26 protein-coding genes are annotated in these 26391 nt (G+C 70.8%); 11 read left to right on the top strand and 15 right to left on the bottom strand.

What is annotated here, in order from left to right; all coding sequences use genetic code 11:
- The first annotated feature begins 70 nt into the window (after positions 1-70).
- A complete protein-coding gene (locus ACZ7OI_RS13000) occupies positions 71-1207 on the top strand; it encodes an FAD-dependent oxidoreductase (RefSeq protein ID WP_470264386.1) in 1137 nt (378 codons plus the stop codon).
- 155 nt (positions 1208-1362) lie between these two features.
- Here the strand turns inward: ACZ7OI_RS13000 and ACZ7OI_RS12995 are convergent, their stop codons facing one another.
- Both ACZ7OI_RS12995 and ACZ7OI_RS12990 read right to left on the bottom strand, forming a co-directional pair.
- Positions 1363-2298, bottom strand: a complete 936-nt coding sequence (locus ACZ7OI_RS12995) for an AraC family transcriptional regulator (protein WP_470264385.1) — start codon at positions 2296-2298, stop codon at positions 1363-1365.
- Between the two features lie 392 nt (positions 2299-2690).
- Positions 2691-3530 (bottom strand): alpha/beta fold hydrolase, encoded by an 840-nt coding sequence (locus tag ACZ7OI_RS12990; RefSeq protein WP_470264384.1) that lies wholly within the window; start codon positions 3528-3530, stop codon positions 2691-2693.
- 114 nt (positions 3531-3644) lie between these two features.
- Here ACZ7OI_RS12990 and ACZ7OI_RS12985 point away from each other — a divergent pair, with 114 nt between their 5' ends.
- Positions 3645-4121: an anthrone oxygenase family protein gene (locus ACZ7OI_RS12985; protein ID WP_470265169.1), complete on the top strand. Its 477-nt coding sequence runs from the start codon at positions 3645-3647 to the stop codon at positions 4119-4121.
- Between the two features lie 18 nt (positions 4122-4139).
- Here ACZ7OI_RS12985 and ACZ7OI_RS12980 read toward each other — a convergent pair whose 3' ends face one another.
- The 5 genes from ACZ7OI_RS12980 to ACZ7OI_RS12960 all read right to left on the bottom strand — a co-directional run bounded on the left by ACZ7OI_RS12980 (position 4140) and on the right by ACZ7OI_RS12960 (position 7951).
- Positions 4140-4628 (bottom strand): GyrI-like domain-containing protein, encoded by a 489-nt coding sequence (locus ACZ7OI_RS12980; protein WP_470264383.1) that lies wholly within the window; start codon positions 4626-4628, stop codon positions 4140-4142.
- Between the two features lie 31 nt (positions 4629-4659).
- Positions 4660-4983, bottom strand: a complete 324-nt coding sequence (locus ACZ7OI_RS12975) for a YciI family protein (protein ID WP_470264382.1) — start codon at positions 4981-4983, stop codon at positions 4660-4662.
- Positions 4968-5786, bottom strand: a complete 819-nt coding sequence (locus tag ACZ7OI_RS12970; protein WP_470264381.1) for an alpha/beta fold hydrolase — start codon at positions 5784-5786, stop codon at positions 4968-4970. The genes ACZ7OI_RS12975 and ACZ7OI_RS12970 overlap by 16 nt, the downstream gene beginning before the upstream one ends.
- Positions 5783-7105, bottom strand: a complete 1323-nt coding sequence (locus tag ACZ7OI_RS12965; protein ID WP_470264380.1) for an RNA polymerase sigma factor — start codon at positions 7103-7105, stop codon at positions 5783-5785. Before ACZ7OI_RS12965 ends, ACZ7OI_RS12970 begins: the two co-directional genes overlap by 4 nt.
- An 87-nt stretch (positions 7106-7192) precedes the next feature.
- Positions 7193-7951, bottom strand: a complete 759-nt coding sequence (locus ACZ7OI_RS12960) for a TetR/AcrR family transcriptional regulator (protein WP_470264379.1) — start codon at positions 7949-7951, stop codon at positions 7193-7195.
- 130 nt (positions 7952-8081) lie between these two features.
- Between ACZ7OI_RS12960 and ACZ7OI_RS12955 the strand changes: the two genes are divergently transcribed.
- The gene (locus ACZ7OI_RS12955; protein ID WP_470265168.1) at positions 8082-10526 is read left to right on the top strand and encodes a DEAD/DEAH box helicase; all 2445 of its coding nucleotides are present in this window, start codon (positions 8082-8084) and stop codon (positions 10524-10526) included.
- The gene (locus ACZ7OI_RS12950; RefSeq protein WP_470264378.1) at positions 10523-11170 is read left to right on the top strand and encodes an SWIM zinc finger family protein; all 648 of its coding nucleotides are present in this window, start codon (positions 10523-10525) and stop codon (positions 11168-11170) included. Before ACZ7OI_RS12955 ends, ACZ7OI_RS12950 begins: the two co-directional genes overlap by 4 nt.
- 228 nt (positions 11171-11398) lie before the next feature.
- Here ACZ7OI_RS12950 and ACZ7OI_RS12945 read toward each other — a convergent pair whose 3' ends face one another.
- The 3 genes from ACZ7OI_RS12945 to ACZ7OI_RS12935 form a co-directional block, all read right to left on the bottom strand.
- Complete coding sequence (locus ACZ7OI_RS12945) at positions 11399-12133, bottom strand: SDR family NAD(P)-dependent oxidoreductase (RefSeq protein WP_470264377.1); 735 nt, start codon at positions 12131-12133, stop codon at positions 11399-11401.
- A gap of 218 nt (positions 12134-12351) precedes the next feature.
- Positions 12352-12948 carry a TetR/AcrR family transcriptional regulator gene (locus ACZ7OI_RS12940; RefSeq protein WP_470264376.1) on the bottom strand — a complete coding sequence of 199 codons (597 nt, stop codon included), beginning with the start codon at positions 12946-12948 and terminating at the stop codon, positions 12352-12354.
- Positions 12949-13014: 66 nt separating this feature from the next.
- The gene (locus ACZ7OI_RS12935; RefSeq protein WP_470264375.1) at positions 13015-13623 is read right to left on the bottom strand and encodes a TetR/AcrR family transcriptional regulator; all 609 of its coding nucleotides are present in this window, start codon (positions 13621-13623) and stop codon (positions 13015-13017) included.
- 105 nt (positions 13624-13728) lie between these two features.
- Between ACZ7OI_RS12935 and ACZ7OI_RS12930 the strand changes: the two genes are divergently transcribed.
- The 4 genes from ACZ7OI_RS12930 (at position 13729) to ACZ7OI_RS12915 (ending at position 17938) form a co-directional block, all read left to right on the top strand.
- On the top strand, positions 13729-15240 hold the full coding sequence (locus tag ACZ7OI_RS12930; protein ID WP_470264374.1) for a CocE/NonD family hydrolase: 1512 nt from the start codon (positions 13729-13731) through the stop codon (positions 15238-15240).
- Between the two features lie 16 nt (positions 15241-15256).
- On the top strand, positions 15257-16039 hold the full coding sequence (locus tag ACZ7OI_RS12925; protein WP_470264373.1) for a cyclase family protein: 783 nt from the start codon (positions 15257-15259) through the stop codon (positions 16037-16039).
- Positions 16036-16974: a fumarylacetoacetate hydrolase family protein gene (locus tag ACZ7OI_RS12920; protein ID WP_470264372.1), complete on the top strand. Its 939-nt coding sequence runs from the start codon at positions 16036-16038 to the stop codon at positions 16972-16974. Before ACZ7OI_RS12925 ends, ACZ7OI_RS12920 begins: the two co-directional genes overlap by 4 nt.
- Positions 16975-17164: 190 nt before the next feature.
- Positions 17165-17938 carry a PE-PPE domain-containing protein gene (locus ACZ7OI_RS12915; RefSeq protein ID WP_470264371.1) on the top strand — a complete coding sequence of 258 codons (774 nt, stop codon included), beginning with the start codon at positions 17165-17167 and terminating at the stop codon, positions 17936-17938.
- 69 nt (positions 17939-18007) lie between these two features.
- Here ACZ7OI_RS12915 and rox read toward each other — a convergent pair whose 3' ends face one another.
- The 4 genes from rox to ACZ7OI_RS12895 all read right to left on the bottom strand — a co-directional run bounded on the left by rox (position 18008) and on the right by ACZ7OI_RS12895 (position 22512).
- A complete protein-coding gene (rox, locus tag ACZ7OI_RS12910) occupies positions 18008-19435 on the bottom strand; it encodes a rifampin monooxygenase (protein WP_470264370.1) in 1428 nt (475 codons plus the stop codon).
- Positions 19436-19609: 174 nt separating this feature from the next.
- Positions 19610-20254: a class I SAM-dependent DNA methyltransferase gene (locus ACZ7OI_RS12905; RefSeq protein ID WP_470264369.1), complete on the bottom strand. Its 645-nt coding sequence runs from the start codon at positions 20252-20254 to the stop codon at positions 19610-19612.
- A 52-nt stretch (positions 20255-20306) separates the two neighbouring features.
- Positions 20307-21923, bottom strand: coding sequence for an acyl-CoA dehydrogenase family protein (locus tag ACZ7OI_RS12900; protein WP_470264368.1), 1617 nt, complete (start codon positions 21921-21923; stop codon positions 20307-20309).
- Entirely contained in the window at positions 21907-22512 is a 606-nt protein-coding gene (locus tag ACZ7OI_RS12895; RefSeq protein WP_470264367.1) for a TetR/AcrR family transcriptional regulator, read from the bottom strand. Before ACZ7OI_RS12895 ends, ACZ7OI_RS12900 begins: the two co-directional genes overlap by 17 nt.
- A 205-nt stretch (positions 22513-22717) precedes the next feature.
- On the opposite strand from ACZ7OI_RS12895, the gene ACZ7OI_RS12890 reads away from it, so the two are divergent.
- Complete coding sequence (locus tag ACZ7OI_RS12890) at positions 22718-23698, top strand: EamA family transporter (RefSeq protein ID WP_470264366.1); 981 nt, start codon at positions 22718-22720, stop codon at positions 23696-23698.
- A gap of 54 nt (positions 23699-23752) precedes the next feature.
- Complete coding sequence (locus tag ACZ7OI_RS12885; protein WP_470264365.1) at positions 23753-24619, top strand: LLM class flavin-dependent oxidoreductase; 867 nt, start codon at positions 23753-23755, stop codon at positions 24617-24619.
- On the opposite strand, the gene ACZ7OI_RS12880 is transcribed toward ACZ7OI_RS12885, so the two are convergent.
- Positions 24616-25209: a hypothetical protein gene (locus tag ACZ7OI_RS12880; RefSeq protein WP_470264364.1), complete on the bottom strand. Its 594-nt coding sequence runs from the start codon at positions 25207-25209 to the stop codon at positions 24616-24618. The genes ACZ7OI_RS12885 and ACZ7OI_RS12880 overlap by 4 nt on opposite strands.
- 59 nt (positions 25210-25268) lie before the next feature.
- On the opposite strand from ACZ7OI_RS12880, the gene ACZ7OI_RS12875 reads away from it, so the two are divergent.
- Positions 25269-25979, top strand: coding sequence for an SDR family NAD(P)-dependent oxidoreductase (locus ACZ7OI_RS12875; protein ID WP_470264363.1), 711 nt, complete (start codon positions 25269-25271; stop codon positions 25977-25979).
- The last annotated feature ends 412 nt before the right edge of the window (positions 25980-26391 follow it).

Genomic DNA, 26391 nt, shown 5'->3' with positions numbered 1-26391 from the left:
CGGGTGACAGTACCGGGGCGGTTCCGATACGGTGTATCTCGTCAATACAGTGTATCGAGGGGAAGTCATCATGCGAATCGTCATAGCTGGGGGCGGGCTCGGCGGGCTCACCTGTGCGCGGGTGCTGCGGGCGCACGGCGTCGACGCCGTGGTCTGCGAACGCGACGCCGGCCCGGAAGCCCGAGTGCAGGGCGGCACGCTGGATCTGACGGTCGACGGGGGCCAATGGGCGCTGCGCGAGGCCGGCCTGGAGGCCGGTTACCGCGCGATCGCCCGTCCCGAGGGCCAGGACATGGTCCTCTACGACTCCGCGGGAACCTTGCTGCGGCAGGAAATCACCCCGGACGAGGGAGACGCGCGCTGGGGCCGTCCCGAGGCGGACCGGCCGGCTCTGCGGAAACTGCTGCTCGACGCGCTTCCGGAGGACACTGTCCACTGGGGACACGCAGTGACTCGCGCGGAGCCGCTCGGCGACGGACGCCACCGCGTCCATCTTTCCGGCGGCGAAACCCTGGAGTGCGATTTCCTCATCGGCGCGGACGGCGCCCGGTCGAGAATCCGCCCGCTGCTCACCGACGCGGTACCGGCGTACTGCGGCGTGCACGGGGTGGAACTGGTCATCCACGACGCGGACCGAGCGCACCCGGCCGCTTCGGCGCTCGTCGGACGAGGGAGCTTCTCCTCGCTCGGGGATCACCAGACGCTTTCCGCGCAGCGCAACGGAGACGGCACGATCCGAGTCCACCTGGCCCGGCGATGCGCCGAGAACTGGCCGGAGACCTCGGGGATTCCGTTCGACGACCCGGATCGCGCCCGCGTAGCGCTCAAGGAGCTGTACGCCGGGTGGCCCGAGGAGTTCCTGGCGCTGCTGGACGCGACGTCCGGGCCGATGCTGGTGTATCCGCTGAACGCGCTGCCGGTCGGGTTGCGGTGGGACCCCACGCCGGGCGTGACGCTGGTCGGCGACGCGGCGCATCTGATGTCGCCGTTCGCCGGACAGGGCGCGAACCTCGCGATGCGCGACGGCGCCGAGCTTGCCCTGGTTCTCGCTCAAGGCGGTGACGTGCGGAAGTTCGAGCAGGCGATGTTCGAGCGTGCCGAACCGGCGGCGCAGATGTCGGCGGACAACCTGGAGCTGTTCCTGTCCGACGGCGCGGCGGAGAAGGTGCGGAGCTTGTTCGCCCGGATGTTCGGGGAGGAGGACTGAGTTAGCCGAGTGGCACCGGGCATGGGCACGTCGCCTTTCCGGCGATTGCCGGGCCGACTCGTTCACCTTCGCGGGTGCGCGTCGGTGTGCGGGGACTGGTTTCGATCGCGTCCGCAGCGGTGACTCCCCGTCGGCACGTGTCCCGGAGTATGTGCTCAGGCGGGTTCGCGCAGGCGGTAGTGCTGCGGACTGCGGCCGTACTCCCGTTTGAACGCGGTGCTCAGCGTGAAGGGGCTGCGGTAGCCGACCTGCCGGGCGATCGCGGTGAGCGTCGCGTCGGGTTGCTGCCGCAGGAGATCGGCGGCGAGGGCGAGCCGCCAGGTGGCGAGGTAGGTCATCGGGGGCTCGCCGACGGCGTCGGTGAACCGCCTGGCGAGCGCGGCGCGGGAAACGCCGGTCGCGCTCGCCAGGCCGGCGACGGTCCAGGGGTGCTCGGGCTGGTCCTGCAGGAGACGCAGGGCGTGCCCGGCCACCGGGTCGCCGTGCGCGCGGTACCAGGCGGGCGCGGCCGGGCGGTCGAGCCATTCCCGCAGGACGCGCACGAGCAGGAGGTCCAGCAGCCGGTCGAGGACCGCTTCCTGCCCGGGGACGTCGCGCTCGATCTCGTCGGCGAGCATCGAGACGAGCGGATCCGGGCTGGTTCCGGCGCGTGCGGTGACGACGTTCGGCACCGCCGCGAGCAGCCGGCGCGAGACCTCTCCGACGGTCGGGTAGGTCCCGGTGAGCAGCACCGTCGGACCGTCCGCGTCGGCGCCCCAGGTGCGGACGCCGAATTCGGTCAGGTCGGTGAGATGCCCGCCGTCCGGGGTGACGCACTCCTGTCCCGGACGGATCACCGCTTGCGGAGGCGTCCCCGGATCGTCGGCGACGAGGTACGGCTCGGGTCCCCGGACGACGGCCACGTCGCCGGTGTCCAGGCGCACGGCTTCGGCGTTGTCGGGCACCAGCCAGGCGTCGCCGCGGACCACGGCGAGCACGGTCAGCGGCGCTTCGTCCTCGATCCGCAGGGACCACGGCGGGCGCAGGACGGACCGGAGCAGGAACGCGCCGTGCGCGCGGGGTCCTTCGAGCAACGCGGTGAGCGGGTCCACGCCGCTGAGAATAGCGCTGCGGCAAGGGAAATCCGGCCGGTTCGGGTTGCCGCGCTGGCCGGGATCGCGGGGCGGCGGGTGGCAACGCGGCGGAAGCACGAATCCCCCTGGGCAGTTGGCCATTCCGCGTCGGGCACCCGCGCTGGTCGAAACCGCGGCGCATTCAGACCGCGGCGCGCTGCGGAAGCAAGGCTCCCGCTGCCCACCTCCTCGCCGGGGCCTGTCGCCACTTTCCGGGCCGCGGCTCCCTATCGCCGTTGTCCGGCAGCGCAATCGTCAGCCCGCACGCTGGCTCAGCGTTCCAGGGCAAGCTGCCAATTCCGAGCCCGACCGGCATCGCTCCGGTCTCGGTCGCGCTGGTTGCCGTCGGGCCGCACCCGTCCGGCGGACGTTCAGGCGGCGAGCATCGCTTCGGCGATCTCCTCGGCGGCAGCGTCCGGAATCGCGCTCGCGGCATCCTCCACGACGACCAGCCGCGCGCCGGGGATCTCGCGGGCGAGGGCTTCCCCGTTGCCGACCGGGAAGAACGCGTCCCTCCGGCTGTGCAGCACGACCGTCGGGATCGCGAGTTCCGGCAGTCGTTCGCGCCAACGCGGCGTGCAGTCGAGCTTGGAGAACACCATGCCCAGCTGATTCGCCAGCTGCACCACCGGCTCCGTGCTGGCCGCGCGGTCGAAAACGCGTTCTGCGGCGGTTCGCGCCGCGCTGGGGTCGTTGCCGAGGATCTCGGCGCTGGCGGCGGCGCGTTCGGCGACGGCGGCGCGGTCTGACCAGTCGGGCATTGGCAGCGCGAAGACTTCGTGCATGGTCTTCGCGTCGTGATCGGGCAGGTCGGGATCGACGGGGCCCGGCGCGACAGGGCGCGTTCCGTACAGCGTGAGGGCGGAGAAAGCGGACGGGTGGTCGAGGGCGGCGACTTGGGCGACCATCCCGCTGACCCCGATCCCGGCCAGGTGCGCGGGCCGGTCGTCGAGTTCCCGGGCGAGCGCGGCGGCGTCGGCGGCGAGGTCGCGCAGCGTGTAGGCCGGGGCGTTCGGATCGAGAGTGGTCGAGGTGCCCGCGTCGCGGAGGTCGTAGCGAACGACGTGCCGTCCGCCGCGGGCGAGTGCCTCGCACAGAGCGTCTGGCCACGACAGCATCGTGGGACCTCCGGCGAGCAGGACCAGCGGCGCGGCCGGGTCGCCGAAGTGCTCGGCGCCGAGCGTGACGCCGTTCGGAAGGGTGTGCTGCATGGAAGTCTCCCGCTGAGACGATCGCGCATGGTTCCGAGCGGATAACCGATGGATCGTCTCGCGATCTTTGGATTGACTGGGGGCGTACTGGGGGACAAAACGGAAGGCAAGACGATGGTGATCGTTTCGAAGGCGGTTCTCGTGGCGGCAGTGGTCGCGGCGGGGCTGATCGCGGGGTTGTTCTACGCGTACACGGTGTCGGTGATGCCAGGCCTCGCCCATGCCGACGACCACACGTTCGTGACCGCGATGCGCCGGATCAACGACGCCATCGTGAACGGCTGGTTCATGCTGTCGTTCCTGGGCGCGCCGCTGCTCGCGGTCGCGGCCGTGGTCCTGCACTTCACGAGCGGCTCGCGAGGCGGGCTGCCGTGGCTCATCGCGGGCGCGGTGCTTCTGGTGGCGATGGTGATCGTGACCGGCGCGATCAACGTGCCGATGAACAACGCCCTCGCCGTCGACACGGTCGACTTCGCCGCGCTGCGGGCCCGGTTCGAGGAGCCGTGGGTGCGGTGGAACACGGTGCGGACGGTGGCGTCGGCGGCCGGGTTCGGGTGTCTCGTCGGCGCTTTGGTGACCCGGAGCGCGTGACTCCGGGCCACCGGCCGGTCAGTCCGCGAGCCGGAAGCAGAGGTCGGTGTCCCAGTTGTTCGGGTCCGGCTCGATCTGCGGGTTGGTGCGGTAGATCTCGAGCCGGGCGGTCCAGTGCTCGCCGTCGGCCTCGACGGTGCGGTCCCAGCGCACGTCCTCCTTCTCGCCCCAGGCGAGCAGGTCCGCGGTGGCCGCGAAGAGGCCGCCCGGCGGGCCGTGGTGGGTGGCCTGGGCGTATTTCCCGGCGGGCAGAACGTCGTTGAAGTACTCGTCGCCGAGGTCGAGGGCGTCCTTGACCGGGACGCCGGCCTCGACGGTGACGGTCTCCATGTCCGTTCCGAGCACCAGGTAACGGAAGAACGGCGCGCAGGCGGGTTCGAGACCGCGTTCGGCGAGCGCGCCGATGATCGCGGCGATCCGGTGCGCGACCTCGGGCATGCCGTCGAATCCGACTGTCGCTCGGTAGCCGACGTAGCGCTGTTCGTTTCTCTCCACGATGGAGGGCATGAGGGTTCCTTTCGGTTCGGGGGCGCGCGCCTCAGCCGAGGAGCGGGCGTACTTCGATCGTTCCGTATGCGGCGGCCGGATGCCGGGACGCGTGCTCGACGGCCTCGTCGAGGTCGGCGCATTCGAGCACGGCGTAGCCGCCGATCTGGTCCTTGGTTTCGGCGAACGGCCCGTCGCTGAGCAGGACCTCGCCGTCGCGCACGCGCACCGTGGTGGCCGTCGCGGGCGGGTGCAGTCCTCCGCCGCCGACCAGGACGCCGCGTTCCGCCAGGTCCTCGGACCAGCCGCCGCAGCCGATCGCGAGCTGTTCCTCGGTGGGTTCTTCGGACCCGGCGATCATCAGGAGGTAGCGCATGTGTTCTCCTCGTTGAGAGTTCCGGCGAGGCGGGCGGCGAATGCCTCGGGTTCACCAGCGAAGCCGGCGTGGTCTCCCGGGAACCGGACGGGCTCGCCGCCGAGCGCGCGGGCCAGCCCGACGCCTGCTTCGTAGGCCGGGGTGCCGATCGCGTCGCCCACCGCGACGACGATCCGGGTGTCCGCGGCGGCGAGCGCTTCGAGATCGGGTTCCCAGGCTCCGATGGCGCCCATCAGCTTGCCGAAGAACACCTCGAAGTTGCCGCGCATCTGTTTGCCCTGCTCGATTTCCGCGGCGGTGGGGTGCTCGGGCGGCGGAGGGATCTCGAATCCGCTGGCGGCCATGAACGCCCCCACGGCCGCGTCGACGCCCTGCTCCCGGTAGATCGCCGGGATGTCCGGGAAATCGGCCAGCAGTTCGCCGAGGTAGCGGCTGACCGGCGGTTCGTGCGCGACGAGCGTCCGCACCGCGCCGGGGTAGCGGGTCACGTGTTCGAGCATGGTGATCGCGCCGCCGCTGTTGGCCAGCACCGAGACTGGCCCGCCGTCGAGTTCGGTGAGCAGCCGCTGCACGTCCTCGGCGTGTTGGCCGACGAGGTCGTCGTCGAGTTCGGTGGTGCGGCTGCGCGAAATGCCGCGCGGGTCGAACGTGACGACGGTGTAGCGGTCGGCGAGGAAGGGGCGCAGCGCGGTGAACGCGGTGGCGTCCGCGGGTCCGCCGGGCACGAGGAGCAGCAGCGGTCCGGAGCCCGCGACGTCGTAGTGGAGCTCCGCGCCGGGCACGCGAAGGGTTTTGGTGATCATGGCTGTCCTTCCGGAGGCTGTTTGCCCTCCCGACGAACGGAAGAGACCGAGACAGACACCTCCGGCGAAGAAATTTCCGAAAGTCGTCTCCGGAGGTAGCTGCGTTCGGCTCCGGTGCGGGCCAGCGCGAGCGCTTCGGCGTAGGCGACTTGGGCTTCTTCGGTGCGGCCGAGGCGGCGGAGGAAGTCCGCGCGGGTGGCGGGCAGCAGGTGGTAGCCCGCCAGCTCTTCGCTCAGCCGGTCGGCGAGGGCGAGCCCGGCCTCCGGTCCGACGGCCATCCCGACCGCGACCGCGCGGTTCAGCTCGACCACCGGACCCGGACGGAACCGCCGCAGCTCGTGATAGAGCCCGGCGATCTGCGCCCAGTCGGTGTCTTCGGCGCGCGCGGCGGCGGCATGACACGCGGCGATCGCGGCCTGCACCTGGTACGGCCCGGGGCTCCGGCGGCGCAGCGCTCCTTCGAGCAGCGCGGTTCCCTCGGTGATGGCCGCGGCGTCCCACCGGCTTCGGTCTTGTTCGTCGAGCGGGATCAGTTCGCCGTCGGGCCGGTTTCGCGTGCTGCGGCGGGCGTGGTGCAGCAGGAGGAGGGCGAGCAGGCCGGTGGCCTCGGGTTCGTCCGGCATCAGGGTGCACAGCAGCCGGGCCAGCCGGATGGCTTCGCCGGCCAGGTCGGGCCGCTGGAGATCGTCGCCTTCGCTGGCCGAGTAGCCCTCGTTGAACAACAGGTACAGCACGCCGAGCACCGCGGCGGTGCGCTCGGGCAGCAGGTGCGCGGGCGGCACCCGGTACGGGATCCCGGCGGCGCGGATCTTGCGTTTCACCCGGACGAGACGCTGCGACATCGTCGATTCGGACACCAGGAACGCGCGCGCGATCTCCGCGGTGCTGAGCCCGACGAGCGTGCGCAGCGCGAGCGCGACCTGCGCCTCGAACGCGAGCGCGGGGTGACAGCAGGTGAATATGAGCCGGAGCCGGTCGTCTTGGAATCCACCGGTTCCGCCGATTCCACTGTGGACAGCGGCTGGTTCGTCCGGGAAGGCCAGGCTCGCCGCCTCACGGAGTTTTTCCGCGCCTGCCGCCGCCCGCCGGAGCCGGTCGACCGCGCGGTTGCGCGCGGCGGTGGTGAGCCATGCTCCGGGGCGGTCGGGAACGCCGTCGCGCGGCCAGGTCCGCACGGCGAGCGCGAATGCGTCCTGCGCGCATTCCTCGGCAAGGTCCCAGTCGCCGGTGACGCGGATGAGCGTGGCCACGACGGAGCCCCACTCGTCGCGGAACGCCTGCGCGACAGCGGCTTCGACCGCGTCGTGCTCCCCGGTCACCGCGCACTCCCTTCTCGTGCCCGCCGGCGAACCAGTTCCGCCGACACCCTCCGCACGGTAAACCGCGCCACCGACAATTTCTCGCGTTCAGGCTCCGGCGAGCTGCCCGATCCCGTCGAGGATGCGGCCGAGCCCGAACCGGAAATGGTGCTCGGGATCCGACGACCCGCCGTAGGTCTGCCCGGCGGTCGTGCCGACCCGGCTGGCGCGCGGGAAGTGCGCCGGGTCCGCCGCCGGGATCTCGGCCAGCACCGGCGCGGAGCGGTTCCACCAGTCGAGGTCGGTCATCCCGCTGCGCCGCGCGGCGCGGGTCGCGTCCACCGATCCGCGCGCCGCGCCCGCGACCAATCCGTTGAGCAGGCTGACGATCGCGTCGAGCTGGACGTCGTCGAGGCCGAGTTCGTCCATCGCGGCCAGCTCGCGCTCGTATTTGGCGAAGGTGTGCGGGCCCAGGGTCGGACGGCCGACGCGGATCTCCAGCAGCCAGGGATGCCGGTGGTAGAGCCGCCACAGGTCTTCGGCGACCGCGGCGAGCCCGGCCCGCCAGCCTTCCGGCAGCTCGCCGGGGAGTTCGCCGTGCGCGTGGTCGAGCATCAGCTCCAGCAGTTCGTCGCGGCCGGGCACGTAGGTGTAGAGCGACATCGTCGCGACGCCCAGCTCGTCGGCGATCCGGCGCATGGTGACCGCGTCGAGCCCGTCCGCGTCCGCGACCCGGATCCCGGCCGCCACCACGTGCTCGACCGTCAGCTTCGGTTTCGGGCCGCGGCGCGGGGGACCGGGCACGCCCCACAGCAGTTCGATGGTCCGCCGCGGATCGCCCGGCCCGGTGTCCGTTTCGGTGTCCACTTCGCTCCTCGTACGCAGTACAGAGTTTTCCGGTAGACTATCCCGGACAGGCCAGCCAGGGGAGGGCGGAGCACTGAATTCAGCAGTGGTGGAGCCGGGTCGGATCGTGTTCTGGAGACCGGACGGCGCGATGCCGGACGGTCCTGGGGCGCCCGGCACGGTCGAGGTCGTGTTGCCGGACGGGGTGCGCACGGTGCCCGCGCTGCGGGTGCCGACCGCGGATGCGGTTCCGGTGCTGCGCGCGCTCACGGACCCGTCCGCGAGGTTCTGGGCGCTGGCGGCCGAAGCCGCGGAGCGACTCGCCTCGGCCGGGTGGACCGGACCGCTCGACCCGGCCGAGGAAGCGTGGCTGCGCCGGCTCGCCGACGCGATGCCGCCGCACGCCCACGCGACGCCGATCCCCGGGGACCCGGCGCGGTTGCCGGAGCCGTACCCGCTGCTGATGCGGTTCCTCGGCGATGTCGCCGGAGTGGAACCCGCGCTGCGCGTGTCGCTGCGGATCGAGTCCGACGATCTCGCGGGCGGCCGGTTCCGCGCCGTCGTCCAGGTGCACGGCGGGACCGAGCCGCTGGTCGACGCGGAAGAGCTGTGGCGCACCGGAAGCCAGGAGGCGCGGCACGAGGTTCTGCTGGCGTTGCGGCACGGAGCGGAGGTGTGGCCCGCGCTGGCTCCGCTGCTGTCGGCGGCGGTTCCGTCGTCGGTCGCGCTGGGAGACCGCGAGATCGCCGAACTGCTCGCCGGCGCGCTCGACGCCGCCGAACTGGCGGTCCACTGGCCCGCGGAGCTGACCGGGCTGGCCGCGCGCGCAGTCGTCCGGCCGGGCGACGCGCCGTCCGACGCGCGGTCGTTCTTCGGCGGCGACCGGGTGCTGCAGTTCGACTGGCAGCTCGCGCTCGGCGACAGCGAGCTGAGCGTCGCGGAACTCGACGCGCTCGCCGAGGCCCAGCGTCCGGTCGTCCGGCTGCGGGACCGGTGGGTGCTGCTGGACAGCAAGACCGCCGATCGCGCCCGGGATCGCACGCTCAAGCCGTTGACCGCGATCGAGGCGCTCGGCGTCGCGCTCACCGGCCGCACGGAGGTCGACGGCGACCTGGTCGACGTCCGCACCGACGGCTGGCTGGAAGATCTGCGCGCGCGGCTGTCGGCCGATCCCGAGCCGGTGCCGCAGCCGGCCGGGCTGGCCGCGACCCTGCGCGACTACCAGCTGCGCGGTCTGCGCTGGCTCGACACCGTCACCGGGCTGGGTCTCGGCGGCTGTCTCGCCGACGACATGGGGCTCGGCAAAACCGTCACGCTCATCGCGCTGCACCTGCACCGCGGCGCCGGGCCGACGCTGGTCGTCTGCCCGGCTTCGCTGCTGGGCACGTGGGAAACCGAGATCCGCCGGTTCGCGCCCGGGGTCGCGGTGCGCCGGTTCCACGGCGCTTCGCGGTCGTTGGACGAGCTCGACGGCGGTTTCGTCCTCACGACCTACGGCACGCTGCGCGCCGACCCCGCGCCGCTGGCCGAGGTGGGCTGGGATCTGCTGGTCGCCGACGAGGCGCAGCACGTGAAGAACCACCGCTCCGACACGGCGAAAGCGTTGCGGCTGCTGCCTTCCTCGGCGAAGGTCGCGCTCACCGGCACGCCGGTGGAGAACACGCTCACCGAACTGTGGGCGATCCTCGACTGGACCACGCCGGGTCTGCTCGGCCCGCTCGCCGAGTTCCGCCGCCGCTGGGGGAAGCCGGTCGAATCCGGCGCCGATCCGGCGGTTGCCGAGCAGCTGTCCCGGCTGCTGCGGCCGTTCCTGTTGCGCCGCCGCAAATCCGACCCGGGCATCGCGCCCGAGCTGCCCGCCAAGACCGAGACCGACCGGCCGGTGTCGCTCACGACCGAGCAGGCGTCGCTGTACGAGGCCACCGTGCGCGAGCTGATGGCGGACATCTCCGCGAGCGACGGCATGGCCCGTCGCGGCCGGGTGGTCAAGCTGCTCACCGCGCTCAAGCAGATCTGCAACCACCCCGCGCAGTACCTCGGCGAGCCTGGCGACAGCACGCTCGCCGGACGGTCCGGGAAGCTCGAGCTGCTCGACGAACTGCTCGACACGATCCTCTCCGAGGACGGCGCGGTGCTGGTGTTCACCCAGTACGTGGTGATGGCTCGGCTGCTGGAGCGGCACCTCGCCGCGCGCGGCGTCCCGTCGCAGCTGCTGCACGGCGGAACGCCGGTCGCCCGGCGCGAGGAACTGGTCCGCGGCTTCCAGAACGGCGACGTGCCGGTGTTCCTGCTCTCGCTCAAGGCCGCGGGCACCGGGCTCACCCTCACGCGTGCCGATCACGTCGTGCACTACGACCGGTGGTGGAACCCGGCGGTCGAGGACCAGGCGACCGACCGCGCGTACCGGATCGGGCAGACCCGGCCGGTGCAGGTCCACCGGCTGGTCGCGGAAGGGACGGTCGAGGACCGGATCGCGGCGATGCTGCGGGAGAAACGCGCGCTCGCCGACGCGGTGCTCGCCTCGGGCGAGGCCGCGCTCACCGAACTCACCGACGACGAACTGGCCGAGCTCGTGACCCTCCGGAGGCAGCGATGACCGACCGGGTCCGCGGATTCCCCGCGTTTCCCGCCCGCCCCGGCCGCGGTCCGTTCGCCCGCAGCTGGTGGGGCCGCGCGTGGCTGCAGGCGATGGAGGACACCGCACTCGACCTGCGGCAGCTGAAGAAGGGCCGGAGCTACGCCGCGGCGGGCCTGGTCGGCCCGATCACGGTCAGCCCCGGCCTCATCACCGCGACCACCGAGGACGCCGACGACGGCCCGTACCGCACCGGCGTGCACCTGGCCGAACTGTCCACAACGGACTGGGAGCTGCTGCTGGACCGCGCCGCCGACCATGCCGGGCACCTCGCCGCGCTGCTCGACCGGCATCTGCCGCCGGAGCTGGCCGAGGTCGTCCCGCTGCTGCCCGGCATCGGCGACCTCGACCCGGACTGCGACTGCCCCGGCTGGGAACTCCCGTGCCGGCACGCCGCCGCGCTGTCGTTCCAGGTCGCCTGGCTGCTCGACGCCGACCCGTTCCTGCTGCTGCTCGCGCGGGGCCGGACCGAGCAGGAAATCCTGGACGAACTCGGCCGCCGCACGGCCACCCGGGTCACCACAGGTGTGCTGGCCGCGGACGCGTATGCGCGGGAGGTGCCGCCGTTGCCGGATCTCGCGGAGTTCACGCCGCGCGTCCGCTGAGCCGAGTTCTGCGGAGCCGGGGTCCCCGCAGCGCTCGGAAAATCGGGCGTTATCGCTTTGCCAGCCAGGCTTGCCGGCTTCCGGCAGGGATCGACGTCTGGTGGTTTTGACGTCGACCGCTGCTGGGCTGCCCGCTGCTTTCCTTGCCATGCACCGAGTTTTCGTCCTGGCCCGGCGGCGGGATTAAGCCCCGGTTTCGGTGAGGTTCGCGCGCGTCGACGAGAGCGCTCACACCTGTGCGAAACCGCCGTCGGCGAAGAACTCGGCGCCGTTGACGAAGCTCGACGCGTCCGAGGCGAGGAACGTCGTCACGGCGGCGATCTCCTCGGGTTCCGCGAGCCGGCCGAGCGGGACTTCGCCCTCGGCCTGCCGGAGCGCCTCGGGCGGGACCAGCTCGAGGAGACCGGGGGTGCGCGTGCCGCCAGGGGACACGACGTTGACCCGGAAGCCGTGTGTGCGCGAGCTGAGAGCCCAGCCCCGGGCGAGGTTGCGGATCGCCGCCTTCGATGCCGCGTAGACCTCGAGTCCCTGGCTGGGCCTGGTCGTGGCGGTCGAACCGGTGAGGATCACCGAGGCGTTCGCGCTGAGCAGCGGCAGCGCTTGCTGCACGGTGAAGATCGTTCCCTTGACGTTGGTGGCGAACACCGAGTCGATCAGCTCCTCCGTCACCTCGCCGAACGCGGCCGCGGCGCCGACGCCTGCGTTGGCGACCAGTACGTCGATGCGGCCGGCCTGCTCGCGCACGGTTCGGTAGAACGCGTCGAGCTCCGCGAGCGCCGAAACGTCGCAGACCACGCCAGTCACGTCAGGCCCGAGTTCGGCGACCGCCGCGTCGAGCGCGTCCTTGCGGCGGCCGGTGATGAAGACCTTGGCCCCCTCGTCGCGGAACGCCCGTGCGGTCGCGAATCCGATGCCGCTGCTGCCCCCGGTGACCACGGCGACTTTGTCTGCCAAGACGGCCATGCCGCCCTCCTTCACAGTTATTGACCGTAAGGTCCATAACTGTCGCAGATCTGGACTGGGCGGTCAATAACTGTGGCCGACGAGAAGAGCGCGGGCATGCATGGACCTGGATTCGTCAGGCAGGAACCCGTTCTGCCACGGTGATCCTTGGCAGGAGCGGCGGGGTGCAGCCGGAGGGCGCGCCGTTCCCGGTCCGGCCGCCTGCCAGCGAGTTGTCGCTACCGTGTTGCGGCGGGCAGCAGCCGCACGAGGGCGGACTGGGCCGCTTTCGCGAGCACGTCGACGTCCATGCCGGTGCGCCCGAGCGCGATCAGGCCGAGCTGGGCGACGAGCACCGCGCGGGCGGTCTCGGCGGGGTCGGCGTCAGGGGAGAGGTCGCCTTCTCGCTGGGCGCGCTCCAGTGCCTCGGCGAGAATGTCCGCGATCGCGTCATAGCTGCGACATGCCTCCGCGGCCACGTCCGGAGTGCTGGTGGCCAGTTCGGCGTTGCTGTTGGCCAGCAAGCAACCTCGACGCGCAACTGCTCCGGTCGGGTCGAGGGTCGGGCCGAGCAGAAACGCGCGCACCACGTCGATCCCGCGCGCCGCGGACGCCAGACTCTCGCGCAGCATCAGCAGGTTCGCGTCGTCGTAGTCGCGCAGCACTCGCAGGAACAGGCTTCGCTTGTCGCCGAACGCCCCGTACAGGCTGCCCTTGCCGAGCCCGCTCACGCGCAGCAGATCCCCCAGCGACGTCGCCCCGTAGCCCTTGTCCCAGAACTCGTCGCGGACGGCGAGCAGCACGCGATCTTCGTCGAACTCGCGAGGCCGGGCCATGCGCCGACCATACTGGTTCTGGACCGTACGGGCCACAATGCGCCTGGTCCGCGCGCCTTCAGGAAATCACGACCTCGGTTGAGGGCTGTCGGCGTCGGCGAGCCCGCGGAGGAGGGCGTCGACGATGCGGGCAGGCAAGTCCGGTTCGAGCGGCTCGCGGGTGAGCACGATCCTGAAATGCAGCGGCGCGACAAGCATTTCCAGCACGAAGCGGGGGTCGGTGGCCTCGGGCAGCTCTCCGCGCTTGATCGCCCGTGCGGCGATCTGGCCGGACTGGGCGAAGCGGGCCTCCCAGTACTGGTCGCGCAACTGCCGGGTGATCGGGTCGTCGCCGGCCGAGGCCAGTGTCCGGTCGAGGGCGTTGCCGGCGGGCGAGGTCAGGTATTTCGCGAGCGAGGTGGCGTAGGCGACCAGGTCGCCCCGCAAAGTCCCGCTGTCGGGCACCGGGAGCTGTTCGGCGGCGTCGGCGAGCAGGGCGTCGATGACGAGGTTCTCGCGGGTGCCCCACCGCCGGAAGATCGACGTCTCGTTCACCTGCGCGCGCCGTGCCACCTCGGACACCTTCAGCCCCGTCAGGCCCTCGTCCCGCAGGAGCTCGTTGGTCGCCTCGAGGACGGCGGCGCGCACCCGGGCCGCCCGTCCGCCGGGCCGTCGCCGGACGTCCGAATCGCTCACGGGGCACCACTCTAATACAAGTTCGCTTGCTTTAGCGCGCGCCAGTCGCCATACTCCTTGACGCAAGCTGACTTGCTTTAACGGTCACCCCCCTGGAGTACTGAGATGCGCATCGAACGGGACATCGAGGTCCCCGCCCGCACCGGCCCGCCGATCCTGGCCGACGTGTTCCTTCCCGACGGCGACGGCGAATTTCCCGTGCTGGCGTCGATCAGCCCGTACGGCAAGGACGTGCACTGGCCGGACCGCTATCCGCTCTACGACCTCGTGCCGCACAACGAGCACATGGTCTGGGAGACCCCGGATCCCGAGTGGTGGACGGCCCGCGGCTACGCGGTGCTGCGCGCCGACACCCGGGGCACCGGCAAGTCGCCCGGCCGGATGGACCTGATGAGCCCGAGCGATTCCGAGGACTTCTACGACGTCGTCGAATGGGCGGCCGGACAGCCGTGGTCCACCGGCAAGGTGGCTTCCAGCGGCATCTCGTGGCTGGCGATGATGGGCTGGCGGGTCGCAGAGCTCCAGCCGCCGCACCTCGCCGCGATCGTGGCCTGGGAAGGGGCGACCGACTTCTACCGCGACTTCATCTACCAAGGCGGCCTGTACGCCAACGGGTTCGTCGGCTTCTGGTGGAACCGCCAGATCACGCCCCAGCGCAACGGCGACGACGGAGACGACTGGCGCGAGGTGCTCCCGCGGCGTCCCGTGCTGGACGACTACCACCAAGCCCGCATCGTCGATCTCGACCGGGTCACGGCGCCGGTGCTGTCGGCGGGCAACTGGGGCGCGCTGCATGTCCACCTGCGCGGCAACATCGAAGGCTGGGCCCGTGCGGCGTCGCGAGACAAGTGGCTCGTGGTGCACACCGGCACCCACATCGATCCCTACTACGCCGACTGGGCACTGGATCTGCAGCTGCGCTTCCTCGACCGTTTCCTGAAAGACCAGCCCGGCCGGATGGACGGCGTGGCCCCGGTGCGGCTGGCGATCCGGCACGGGCGCGAGGTCGAATGGCGGGACGCCACGGACTTCCCGCTCCCGCAGACGCAGTGGCGCGAACTCCACCTCGGCGAGGGAGTCCTCGACTGGGACCCGCCCGTCGACGCCGCGACGGTGGCCTACCCCGCGAGCTTCGACACCGCCCCGGTGTCCGAGCCGCTCGAGCTGACCGGTCCGGTCGCGCTGCGCCTGTGGCTCAGCGCGGACCAGGACGACCTCGACGTCTTCGCGCGGGTGCAGCACATCGGCGCCGACGGCGAGCCGATCCCCGGTGTCGGCCCCCAGGGCGATCCGGTCCCGATGACCATGGGCTGGCTCAAGGCTTCCCACCGCGAGACCGATCCCGAGCGGTCGCTGCCGCACCGGCCGTGGCACACCCACGCCCGCGAGATTCCCCTCGTGCCCGGCGAGCCGACTCTGCTCGAGGTCGAGATCTGGCCCACCAGCATCACCCTCGCGCCGGGCGAGCGGCTGCGCCTCGAATTGGTCACCGGGGACAGCGACCTCGGCTTCATGACCCACGACCATCCCGGTCTCGCCCGCCCGGCGGCCGACGCCGTCATCCACCTCGGCGGCGACCACGCCTCCCATCTGCTCGTCCCCGTCATCCCGCGCTGAGAGGCAAGGAGTCGCCATGCGACAGCTCGTGGACATTTCGGTCCCGCTGCGGGGCGGGATCGCCTCCGACCCGCCCGGCCACCGTCCTTCGATCACCTACATCGACCACCGGCAGTCGGTCCCGGACCTGCTCCGCTTCTTCCCGGGCGCGACGGCCGCGGACCTGCCCGACGGCGAAGGCTGGGCGATCGAGCGGATCGAGGCCACCACGCACACCGGCACTCATCTCGACGCCCCGTACCACTACGCGTCCACTATGGACGGAGGCCGCCGGGCCATGACGATCGACGAGGTGCCGCTGCACTGGTGCTTCCAGAAGGGAGTCAAGCTGGACTTCCGGCGCCTGCCCGACGGGCACGTCGTCACGCCCGCCGACATCGACGCCGAACTCGACCGGATCGGCCACCGGCTGCGCCCGCTCGACATCGTGGTGGTCAACACCCGGGCAGGCACCCGCTACAGCCAGGACGATTACGTCGATTCCGGCTGCGGAGTCGGCCGCGCCGCCACCCTGCACCTGCTCGAACAAGGGGTGCGGGTGACCGGAACCGACGCCTGGAGCTGGGACGCCCCGTTCCGCTTCACCGCCGAGCGCTACGCCCGCGACCACGACGCCTCGGTGATCTGGGAGGGCCACCGGGCCGGCCGCGAGATCGGCTACTGCCACCTCGAGAAGCTGCACAACCTGGAGAGCCTCCCGGCCACCGGATTCCAGATCGCCTGCTTCCCGGTCAAGATCCACGCGGCGTCGGCAGGCTGGACCCGCGCGGTGGCGATCTTCGACGAGGAGACGGAATGAGAATCGGCTCCTTGGTCGTCGACGGCGTGCAGCGCTACGGCGTCGTCAACGGCGACTACATCGATCTGCTCCCCGAGACCGCGGACGTCTTCGAGATGCTCGCCACCGGGGATGCCGCAGCGGCGACCCAGCGGTCGGCCTGGGATGAAACCGCGTCGATCGCCGTCCCGGCGCCGGTCGCCACCATCCGCGACTTCATCACCTTCGAACAGCACACGGCCGGCTCGCTCCGCGCGATCACCGGAAACAGCGAAGTCCCGGACGCCTGGTACGAAGCGCCCGCCTTCTACTTCACCAACCCGCACGCGGCGATCGGCTCCGGCGCCCCGGTCCCGATGCCGCCCGGATGCGACGTGCTGGACTTCGAACTCGAAGTCGCGGCCGTGATCGGCACGGCGGGTTTCAACCTGTCCGTCGCCGAGGCCGCGGACCACATCGCCGGGTTCACCATCCTCAACGACTGGTCGGCGCGCGATCTGCAGAGCCGCGAAATGCGCGTCGGACTCGGACCGGCCAAGGGCAAGGACACCGCCACCACCCTCGGCCCCGTGCTGGTCACCCCGGACGAACTGGCCGACTGCGAGAGCGGCGGCCGGTACGACCTCGCCATGGAGGTCTTCGTCAACGACACCCGCGTCGGCGGTGACACCCTCGCGAACATGGCCTGGACGTTCGCCGAGCTGATCGCCTACGCCAGCCGAGGCACCTGGGTCCGGCCCGGCGACGTGCTCGGCTCCGGCACCTGCGGCAGCGGCTGCCTCGCCGAACTGTGGGGTTGGCGAGGCGAACGGCAACCGCCGCCGCTGCGCATCGGCGACACCGTCCGCATGACCGTGCAAGGGATCGGCACTGTCCACAACACCGTGGTCGCCGGCCCGCCCCTGCACGACGTTCCCCCTGCCCGCCGCACAGGTCGGGGGAGAGGCCCGGCTTGACCGGCAGCGGGCGGCGGATCACTCGATCCGGTGGACTCGAATCGAGTGTCTGTGCGGCCTGACCAGCGGCACCGGCTCGTCGGGCAGCGCGCAGGGCGATCATGCTTTCAGCAGGATTTCATAGGTTCTCCGTAATTTTCCGAATGCGCTCAGTAACGTTCTGACCATTCGACGCGGAGGGGACCCGATTGTGAAGAAAGCCAGGAGGATCGCGCTGATCGGCGCTGTCGTCGCGACGCTCGGCGCGGGATTCGCCAGCGCGCCGCCGGCGTCCGCCGACGGCGCGCACTACTACATCCTGATCGGCGGCACCTGCGACGGGAAGGCGTCGGTCTACCGGCCGGAGTGGCTGCAGGGCGGCATCGCACGGGTCGTGGACTACCCCGCCGGAGCGGCCGGCGCGCCGAACTGCGACCAGACCCCGATGGACCAGAGCGTCGCGATCGGACACGACCGGGGCCGCCAGGTCGTCCAGGACGCCTACCGCGAGAACCCCGACGCCGAGTTCACCGTCGTCGGCTACTCGCAGGGCGCGATCGTGGCGAACATGGTGCTCAACGACATCGCCGACGACCAGCTCGGCGTCGACAAGGCGAAATTCAGCGCGAAGCTGTTCGCCGACCCGATGCAGCCGCCCGGCCCGGCCGGAACCGGGATCAGCGCGACGCTCCCGCCGGGCACCGGCCTGCCGTCGCCGTTCGGCGGCTACGTGTCGTTCGGCGCGGGCCGTCCGGACTTCGCCGGCGTCCGGTCCATCCGCTACTGCATCCAGACCGACGGCATCTGCGATTTCGACCCGATCCAGGCGGCGGGCGGCTACTTCGCCCAGCACTGGTGCTACCAGTGGCCGCGCCCGGCCGACCAACGGTCGATCATGGGGGACACCATCGCCGACGGCGTGTACACCAACACGTCCGTGCGGCTGGGCAAGCAGGACTGCTGGGGCGGTCCGGTCCATCCCTGACCGCGGCCCGAGCGGGTTTCCCGGCACCCCCAGGGCAGCCGGGAAACCCGCTCGGGCCCCGCTACGTCCTCATCGCCCGGCGCCGAACCATTGCAACATCCGCATGTCCAGTTCCCGCTGATCTTCGCCCACCCAGACCACGTGCCCGTCCGGACGGAGCAACGCGGCCGGGACGTCGAGGTCCTCGCTCACGTCCACGACGCGGTCGACCCGGTCCGCCCAGCCTTCCGCCGACAGCTGCCCGTTCTGGTCCAGCAGCAGCCCGCGGCCCTGGTGCATCAGCTCGTACAGCCGTCCTCGCTTGAGCGCCAGGTCCGGCATCCGCCGCCCGAGCAGCCGGTGCCCGTCGCCGAAGTCGTAGCGGATGTCGAGCGCGAGCACCTTCTCCAGCAGCAGCCGGTTGACCTCCTGGAAGCCCATCAGCTCGGTCATCAGCCGCCGCATCGCGCGCCCGTCCGGATCGGGCGACATCACCACCGCCTGGGCCCGGACGTTGTCCAGCACGGCGTCCGCGACCGGATGCCGTTCGGCCTCGTAGGTGTCCAGCAGGCCCTCCGGAGCCCAGCCGTTGACCTCGGCGGCGAGTTTCCAGCCGAGGTTGAACGCGTCCTGGAGGCCGAGGTTGAGCCCCTGCCCGCCCAGCGGCGGGTGGACGTGCGCCGCGTCGCCTGCCAGCAGCACCCGGCCGACGCGGTAGTGCTCGGCCTGCCGGGTCGCGTCCCCGAACCGCGAAAGCCAGCGAGGGGAGTGGACGCCGAAGTCCGTCCCGGCGTATTCCCGCAGCTGGTGTTTGACCTCCTCCAGCGTCGGCGTCCGCGACTCCCGGTCCTCGACCACGCCGGCCGCGGGCACGACCACGCGGAACATGCCGTCGCGGAGCGGCCCGACCCCGAACCACAGCTGCGTCTTGCGGATTTCCATCACCAGCGCGGCAACTTCGGCGGGATCCGCCGTCGCCTCCATCTCGCCCAGCAGAATCTCGCGCCGCGCGGGCTCGCCCGGGAACGCGACGCCGAGCGCCTTGCGCACCGTGCTCCGTCCGCCGTCGCAGCCGACGAGGTAGCGCGCCCGCAGTTCGCTGCCGTCGGCGAGAGAGACGCTCACCCCGTCGTCGTCCTGGCTCAGCCCGACGACCTCGCATCCGCGCCGGATCTCCGCACCGGCCTTGACCGCGTGCTCGGCCAGCAGCCGGTCGGTGATGGGCTGCGGGAGCCCCAGCACGTACGGGTGCGAGGTGTCCAGCCGCTCCGGCGCGGGACGCGGGATGCCCGCGAAGAACCCGCCGACCGGATGCGTCGAGCCCTCGGCGAGGAACGGCTCCAGCATTCCCCGCTGGTCCAGCACCTCCATGCTGCGCGAATGCATCCCCAGCGCGCGCACGAACTTCGGCGGTTCCGCCTCTTTCTCCAGCACGACCACGCGCACCCCGTGCAGCCGCAGCTCCGCGGCCAGCATCACGCCCGCCGGCCCGGCCCCCACCACGATCACGTCCGTCATGAACTTCTCGTCCCCTGTACCGAAGCCGAGTTCCGCCCGCGGTCTTTCCGCAGGCAGCGGCTCCGGCGGACGATTGTGGAGCACCACCCGGGCCTTGCCGCAAGCCCCGGGGTCCGCTATATGTTGAAGGGGGCAGGGAAAACTCCCGCCCCCTTCTCTGCCCAGCGGAGCTCCTCAGCCCTCCTTGCGGGCCATCAAGTACGCCTGCTGCGTCGCTTCGTAGCTCGGGCCCGGTTCGCGCACCAGACGCGCGTCGACCACGAAACCGGCGTCGGCGAGCAGTCCCGCGACGAAGTCCGGGTCCAGCCGGTACGCGTTGGCCGTGATGTCATGGCCGTAGGCGTTCTCGATGCGGCGGCGCTCGTTGTCGCCCACCTGGAACGCGGTCAGCAGCCAGCCGCCGGGCCGCAGCACCCGCGCGAGTTCCTTGGCCAGCACCGGAAGCTCCTCGGGCGGCGTGTGGATCAGCGAATACCACGCCAGCGCCCCGGCGAGCGAGCCGTCGGCAAGGTCGAGCGCGGCCAGCGAGCCCACCTCGAAACGCAGGTGCGGATGCGTCCGGCGGGCGACCTCGACCATCGTGGGGGACAGGTCGACGCCGAAGACGTCCAGTCCCAGCGAGGCGACGTACCCGGTGAGACGGCCGGGGCCGCAGCCCAGATCGCCCACCGGGCCCTCGCCGGTCAGCTCCGCGAACGCGCCGAGCATGGTCCGGTCCCAGGTGCTCGACTCGAGGAAATCCTTCAGCATTTCGGCGTACGACTCGGCGACGGTGTCGTACGCGGTCCGCGTCTCGGTTACGTAAACAGGTTCGGTCACGGGCAGGGACAGTAGCGCCGCCCGCCGCGCCCTGTCCGGCGAAACACGCGGACTAGACGCGCGCGCGGGCGATGATCGCGGAAGTGTCGGTTCCAGCGGGCAAAGTGCCGAAAGCCAAGCCCCAGTCGCCGCCGAACCGCGTGCCGCAGAACGCGTCCGCCACCGCGCGCGGCGCATGCCGCACGAGCAGCGAACCCTGCAGCACCAACGCCATCGACTCGACCACCCGGCGCGCCCTGAACTCCAGATCGTCCACATCGGACAGATCCTTCTTGAGCCGGTCGACCGCGTCGTCGAGCCGCGCGTCCCCGCCCGCCGCGAGCTCCACCTCGGCGAAGAACGCCGCCACCGACTCCGGCTGCCTTCCCATCGCACGCAACGCGTCGAGCGCGGCGACGTTGCCGGAGCCCTCCCAGATCGACATCAGCGGAGCTTCCCGGTACAGCCGCGGCATGCCCGATTCCTCGACATACCCGTTGCCGCCAAAGCATTCCAGCGCCTCGGCCGCGTGCATCGGCGCACGCTTGCACACCCAGTACTTGGTCACCGCGAGCCCGAGACGCCGGAACGCCTGCTCCTGCTCGTCGCCGGGCCGGTCGCCCGCGGCCGCGAGCCGCATCGACGCCGCCACCGCCGCTTCCGCCTCGATCACCAGGTCCGCCAGCACGTTCGCCATCAGCGGCTGGTCCACGAGCGCCTTGCCGAACGCGTACCGGTGCGTCGCGTGATGCACCGCCCGCACCGCGCCCAGCCGCATGCCCGACGAACTGCCGAGCGCGCAGTCGAGCCGCGTGTTGTTGACCATCTCGATGATCGTGCGGACCCCGCGGCCCTCCTCGCCGACGAGCCACCCCACCGCGTCGTCGTACTCGATCTCCGACGACGCGTTCGACCGGTTCCCGAGCTTGTCCTTCAAGCGCTGCAACCGGATCGGGTTCCGGCCGCCGTCCGGGAGCACCCGGGGGAGCAGGAAGCACGAAAGCCCGCCGGGCGCCTGCGCGAGGGTGAGGAACATGTCCGACATCGGCGCGCTCGTGAACCACTTGTGCCCGACCAGCCGGTAGCTGCCGTCGCCCGCCGGCCGCGCTGCGGTGGTGTTCGCGCGGACGTCCGACCCGCCCTGCTTCTCGGTCATCGACATGCCCGCGATCAGGCCGCGTTTCGTGCTCGGCTCGCGCAACCCGAAGTCGTACTCGGTCGACGCCAGCAGCGGCTCGTACTTCTCGGTCAGCTCGGCATTCGCGCGCAACGCCGGAACCGCCGCGTACGTCATGGAAATCGGACAGGTGTGCCCGGCCTCGGACTGGCTCCAGACATAGAACTTCGCCGCCCGCGCCGCATGCGCCCCCGGCCGCTCGTCCCGCCACGGCGCGCCCTGCAACCCGTGCGACACCGCGATGTTCATCAGGTCGTGCCAATGCGGATGGAACTCGACCTCGTCGATCCGGTGGCCGAACCGGTCGTGCGTGCGCAGCACCGGCTCGTTCTCGTTGACCAGCCGGCTCCACTCCTGCACCTGCGCGCTGCCGGCGAGGCGCCCCAGCTCGTGCATCTCGTCGACGACCCACGTCGCCTCGGTGCGCCCGACCGCCTCCGCCAGCGCCGGATCGGCGGCGACATCGTGCTCCAGCGGCGGAACCTGATTGACGACCTCATGCGTTGCGGGCATCCGAACCTCCCAGTGACCGCACGACGAACGTGCTCAACTCGCTGACTTCCGCCGACCCGCCGCTGGTCAGCGGGCCGATCAAGACTTCTGCCGCGGCACCGACCAACGCCGCCGCGCTCACCGCCGCGTCCTGCGCGGGCAACATGCCCGTCCGCACCCCTTCGGCGACATGCTCCGCCACGACGTCCCGGAACACCCGCCGGAACTCGAGCCGCTCCGCGTCGATCACCGCGTCCACCGGCTCGGCCAGGAGGGCATACGCGAGCCGCGGCGCCTTCAACGCCCGCACCGCGAACGTCTCGAACACCGCCACGACGCGCGCGACCGGATCGACCGGCCCCGTCGCCGCCGACCGCACGGCCTCGACCTCGCGCGAGACGACCTGCCGGAAGACCCGCACGACCAGGTCGGCCTTGGTGGGGAAGTGCCGGTACACCGTGCCGACCGCGACGCCCGCCCGCTCGGCGACAGCGGCTACCGAGCAGCCGGAATAGCCGTGCTCGGCCAGCTGCTGCACGGTGGCGTCCAGGATCGTCTCCCGGAGCGCGTCGAGGCGCTCCTGGACTTTGGGCGTTCTGCGGTAGGCCACGGCAAGAAGTGAACCATCGATTCACAACTTGCGTCAACGGGCTGCGCGGGCCCTTCGCCAAGCGGGGCGCGCCGTTCGCCTCTTATCCGCTTGCCCGGCCAGGGACACTTTGACCAGACCGCGTACGACGACTTCTTCGCGGGCCAGCGCGAAGACGAGGTTGTCAGGACCGGGCGGCCGCGAACATCCCCGAGGTGACTCTCCTGTGGCCGATACCCCCAGAACCCGGCTGGCGCAGGGCCTTGTGCCTCTGACCGGCTTCGCGTTCCTCACCGCGGCACTCGACGTCTTCGCAGGCAACCAGCTTCAGGCGCACGACCCGGCGACAGTCGCCGCCATCTCGTTCACGCTCGCCGCCGTGTTCTTCCTCGGCAGCGACATGGTCAGGCGCGGGCCGGCGGCCGCGCTGCGGCCACTGCGGGACCACCGCTACGACGTAATCATGATCAACGTGACGACAGCCGTGACGTGGCTGTCGATGCTGTACGCGCTGAAATTCCTCGAACCGGCGATCGTGAACGTAGTCGGGCTCGCGCTCGGCCCGCTGCTGACCGTGCTGGTCGGCCCCGTGCTGCGCCCTGGGACGAAGGTGCTGCGCACCGAGGTCGTCGTCTCGCTGTTCATCGGCGTGATGATCGCGATGCTGGTCTGGGGATCGTTCACCGGGCACAGCGCGCTGGGCGAACGGTCCGCCGCGGACACCGCGATCGGCATCGCGCTCACCCTGCTCACCGGCTTGGGCTCGGTGACGAACGTGATCTACTCCAAACGGCTCAGCGAGGCGGACCTGAAACCGCAATCGGTGCTGGCGGTGCGGTTCTTCCTGATGCTGGCCGTGACCTGGACGCTGGTCGCGGTCAACGACCATCCGGGCGTGGCGACAGCCTTCCTCCCGTCCCTGACGATCGCGGTCGTCGGCGTCGCGGCGCCGCTGTACCTGCTGCAGGTCGGCATCAAGCACACCGAGCCGATCACCGCGTCGGTCCTGCTCACGCTCTCGCCGCTGTTCGCGTTCTTCCTGCAACTGCCCGACCAGCGGCTCACCCCGTCGGCGATCACCTTCGCAGGCGTGGCGGGGATCGTCGCCCTCGTGGCGATCAGCACGGCGGCACGGACCAAGCACGACGCGAAGGCCGCGGCTCAAGCCTCGGAAGAAGCGGGGACCAGCAAGACGAAACGAACCTGATCAAGCCGCTTATTCGCTTGCCGCACCAGCCCTCGCGCCGGGACCATGCCCGGTATGCGCTTCTCGATCAACATCCCGAACTTCGGCGAGTTCGCCGATGCCCGGACAGTGGCGAGAGTGGCCGCAGCCGCCGAACAAGAAGGCTGGGACGCGCTGTTCCTCTGGGACCACGTCGTCCACGACAAGGAAACCCGCCGCGGCCAACCCTTCGGCGATCCCTGGATGCTCCTGACCGCAGCCGCGCTCGCGACCTCCACGCTCAAGATCGGCACACTGGTCACCGCGGTGCCCCGCCGCCGTCCCGAGCACCTCGCCCGCCAGGTCGCCACCCTCGACGCCCTCAGCGGCGGACGAGTCATCTTCGGCGCCGGCCTCGGCGGACCGATCCAGGACGAATTCGGCAGCTTCGGCGAACCCACCGACCCGGTCGTCCTGGCCGAACATCTCGACGAAAGCCTCGGCCTCCTCGACCGGTACTGGTCCGGAAACCCCGTCAACCACGACGGCAAGCACTACCAAGCCCGCGACGTCACCCTCCTGCCCGCCACGGTCCAGCAGCCCCGGCCGCCCGTCTGGCTCGCCGCCGTATGGCCCAACCGCCGGCCGGTCCGCCGCGCCGCACGCTGGGACGGCATCGCCCCGCTGTTCAAAAACGCCACGCACGGCGTCGTCCCGGCAGCGGAAGACGTCCGCGATCTCGTGTCCTACGCCCGAAAACACGGCGCGGGGGAGAAGTTCGAATTCGTCGTCGGCGGCCGCACCCCAGGCGACCCCGCCCGAGCCCGCGACCTGATCGCCCCGCTCGCCGACGCCGGCGCGACCTGGTGGGACGAACGACAGCTGATCACCACCAGCGACCTCGACCGCCTCGAACCCACCCTGCGCCGCATCAGCCAAGGCCCGCCCAGGGGAGTGGACTAGACCTCGACCACCAACACCCCGCTCAACCGCTCCGCGAGCGGCCGCACCGACTCGGCGGAGACGCCGTCGCCGAGACCGGCGGCCGGAAGGAAACGAACGGTCGTCCCGGTAGTGCCGTCCGCCGGCACCGCAACCAGATCGTCAGCCGGGACGCCGTGGCGATACCGCTGCGTCCACGCGCCCTCCGCACGGCGATTCGTGTGCACCAACCACTCGCTCAACGCCGCGACCACCGACATCCCGTACCGAGGATGCCCGTCCGGGAGGGGAGTGGCAGGCGGAGAATCGAAGTACCGGAAGTCCTTCGTCGCCATCACCGGCTTCCGCACCGGCCGCCCGTCGTCGCCGACCGCCATCTGCGTCCCGCGACCGTCGTCCGAGATGGAAACCGAACCGTCCGGGTGAAACTCGACGACCGCCCGGCCCGCACCAAGATCCTCGGCCTCGTCCGCGGCGTAGGCGAGCACCTCGAGAATCAGATGCCTCGCCCCAGACGGCGCATACTGATCCGGGTTCTCGCGGATCAACCGCAGGTGCTCAGGATCGTGATCACGCGACCAGTCGTGCGTCGTCGGCTCAGGCAGCGGCATCCGCCCATTCTGCCACCGATCTTGACCTGGTCCGCGCTCCAGCACCTACCTTCGCGGCCATGACCACAACGCTCATTACCGGTGCCACCAAAGGACTCGGCTACGAAACCGCCCGCCGCTTGGTTGCCGCCGGACACACCGTCTACCTCGGCGCACGCGACGCCGCCCGAGGCCAACGGGCCGCGGAGGAACTCGGCGCACGAACCGTCCAGCTCGACGTCACCGACGACGCGTCAGTCCTCGCCGCGGCGAAAACCGTCGAGGCTGACGGGGGACTGGACGTTCTCGTCAACAACGCAGGCATCGCCATCGAACTGGACAACGACGGAGAACCGGTCGGCGCACCGGAGGTGACGGCCGACCTGATGCGGGAAACGTTCGAGACCAACGTTTTCGGCGTCGTGCGCGTGCTCCACGCGTTTCTGCCGCTCCTGCGACGTTCCTCCGCGCCGGTCGTGGTGAACGTCAGCAGTGCACTGGGGTCGCTGGGCAGGATGACGGACGAGGCGACACATCAACACGCGTACCGCGGCGTGGCGTACCCGGCGTCGAAGGCGGCGGTGAACATGGTGACCGTGCAGTACGCCAAAGCGTTCCCGGAGATCCGGATCAACGCCGTCGAACCTGGCTACACGAGCACGGACATCAACGGACGCCGCGGCGGACAGCCGGTTGAGCAAGGCGCGGAGATCATCGTCCGGATGGCCCAGGTGGGAACGGACGGACCGACTGGCACCTACGCGGACATCAACGGTCCGCTGGCGTGGTGAGCGGCGTCGGCGCACGGGGCAGCGCGTCACGTCGCTTACTTGACATAATGTACATTATCGGCGTTTTGCTGACCTGCTGATCAGCATGCCGAGGAGGGGTTTCTCCAGAGCTTCCGAGGACTGTGTTGCACGACTTTGTCTCTGCACGCGTCCGCCTGGGACGCTCCTGGCTCGCCGGGCATCGACTGACGCGTCTCTCGTCGTGCGTGGACGCCTGAGCCTCAGGTGCAGTCTCGGCGAAAGAGCCTGGAATCCCCGACGGGATCGACCGACTCCAGTCGTGCTTAATTCGTCACCGTGACGAATTAAGCACGACTGGCTGGACGTTGAGGTTGGAGCACAACAACTTTCTCCAACGCGCTGAGGCTGATTCAGGCGGCTTGTAGATCCACTCGACCAGATGAACGCGTCA

The sequence above is a fragment of the Amycolatopsis sp. NPDC114503 genome (genome assembly GCF_055633655.1).
Note: the sequence above shows the minus strand (reverse complement) of the source record. Positions and strands in the feature narration are given on the sequence as shown.

Excerpts from the sequence above, each read along its gene's own strand:
- ACZ7OI_RS12925 (WP_470264373.1), top strand. The coding sequence starts at position 15,257 with ATGCGACAGCTCGTGGACATTTCGGTCCCGCTGCGGGGCGGGATCGCC.
- ACZ7OI_RS12985 (WP_470265169.1), top strand. The coding sequence starts at position 3,645 with ATGGTGATCGTTTCGAAGGCGGTTCTCGTGGCGGCAGTGGTCGCGGCG.
- ACZ7OI_RS12940 (WP_470264376.1), bottom strand. The coding sequence starts at position 12,948 with ATGGCCCGGCCTCGCGAGTTCGACGAAGATCGCGTGCTGCTCGCCGTC.
- rox (WP_470264370.1), bottom strand. The coding sequence starts at position 19,435 with ATGACGGACGTGATCGTGGTGGGGGCCGGGCCGGCGGGCGTGATGCTG.
- ACZ7OI_RS12955 (WP_470265168.1), top strand. The coding sequence starts at position 8,082 with ATGCCGGACGGTCCTGGGGCGCCCGGCACGGTCGAGGTCGTGTTGCCG.
- ACZ7OI_RS12980 (WP_470264383.1), bottom strand. The coding sequence starts at position 4,628 with ATGCCCTCCATCGTGGAGAGAAACGAACAGCGCTACGTCGGCTACCGA.
- ACZ7OI_RS12900 (WP_470264368.1), bottom strand. The coding sequence starts at position 21,923 with ATGCCCGCAACGCATGAGGTCGTCAATCAGGTTCCGCCGCTGGAGCAC.
- ACZ7OI_RS12990 (WP_470264384.1), bottom strand. The coding sequence starts at position 3,530 with ATGCAGCACACCCTTCCGAACGGCGTCACGCTCGGCGCCGAGCACTTC.
- ACZ7OI_RS12930 (WP_470264374.1), top strand. The coding sequence starts at position 13,729 with ATGCGCATCGAACGGGACATCGAGGTCCCCGCCCGCACCGGCCCGCCG.
- ACZ7OI_RS12875 (WP_470264363.1), top strand. The coding sequence starts at position 25,269 with ATGACCACAACGCTCATTACCGGTGCCACCAAAGGACTCGGCTACGAA.
- ACZ7OI_RS12880 (WP_470264364.1), bottom strand. The coding sequence starts at position 25,209 with ATGCCGCTGCCTGAGCCGACGACGCACGACTGGTCGCGTGATCACGAT.
- ACZ7OI_RS12945 (WP_470264377.1), bottom strand. The coding sequence starts at position 12,133 with ATGGCCGTCTTGGCAGACAAAGTCGCCGTGGTCACCGGGGGCAGCAGC.
- ACZ7OI_RS12975 (WP_470264382.1), bottom strand. The coding sequence starts at position 4,983 with ATGCGCTACCTCCTGATGATCGCCGGGTCCGAAGAACCCACCGAGGAA.
- ACZ7OI_RS12950 (WP_470264378.1), top strand. The coding sequence starts at position 10,523 with ATGACCGACCGGGTCCGCGGATTCCCCGCGTTTCCCGCCCGCCCCGGC.
- ACZ7OI_RS12885 (WP_470264365.1), top strand. The coding sequence starts at position 23,753 with ATGCGCTTCTCGATCAACATCCCGAACTTCGGCGAGTTCGCCGATGCC.
- ACZ7OI_RS12970 (WP_470264381.1), bottom strand. The coding sequence starts at position 5,786 with ATGATCACCAAAACCCTTCGCGTGCCCGGCGCGGAGCTCCACTACGAC.
- ACZ7OI_RS12920 (WP_470264372.1), top strand. The coding sequence starts at position 16,036 with ATGAGAATCGGCTCCTTGGTCGTCGACGGCGTGCAGCGCTACGGCGTC.
- ACZ7OI_RS13000 (WP_470264386.1), top strand. The coding sequence starts at position 71 with ATGCGAATCGTCATAGCTGGGGGCGGGCTCGGCGGGCTCACCTGTGCG.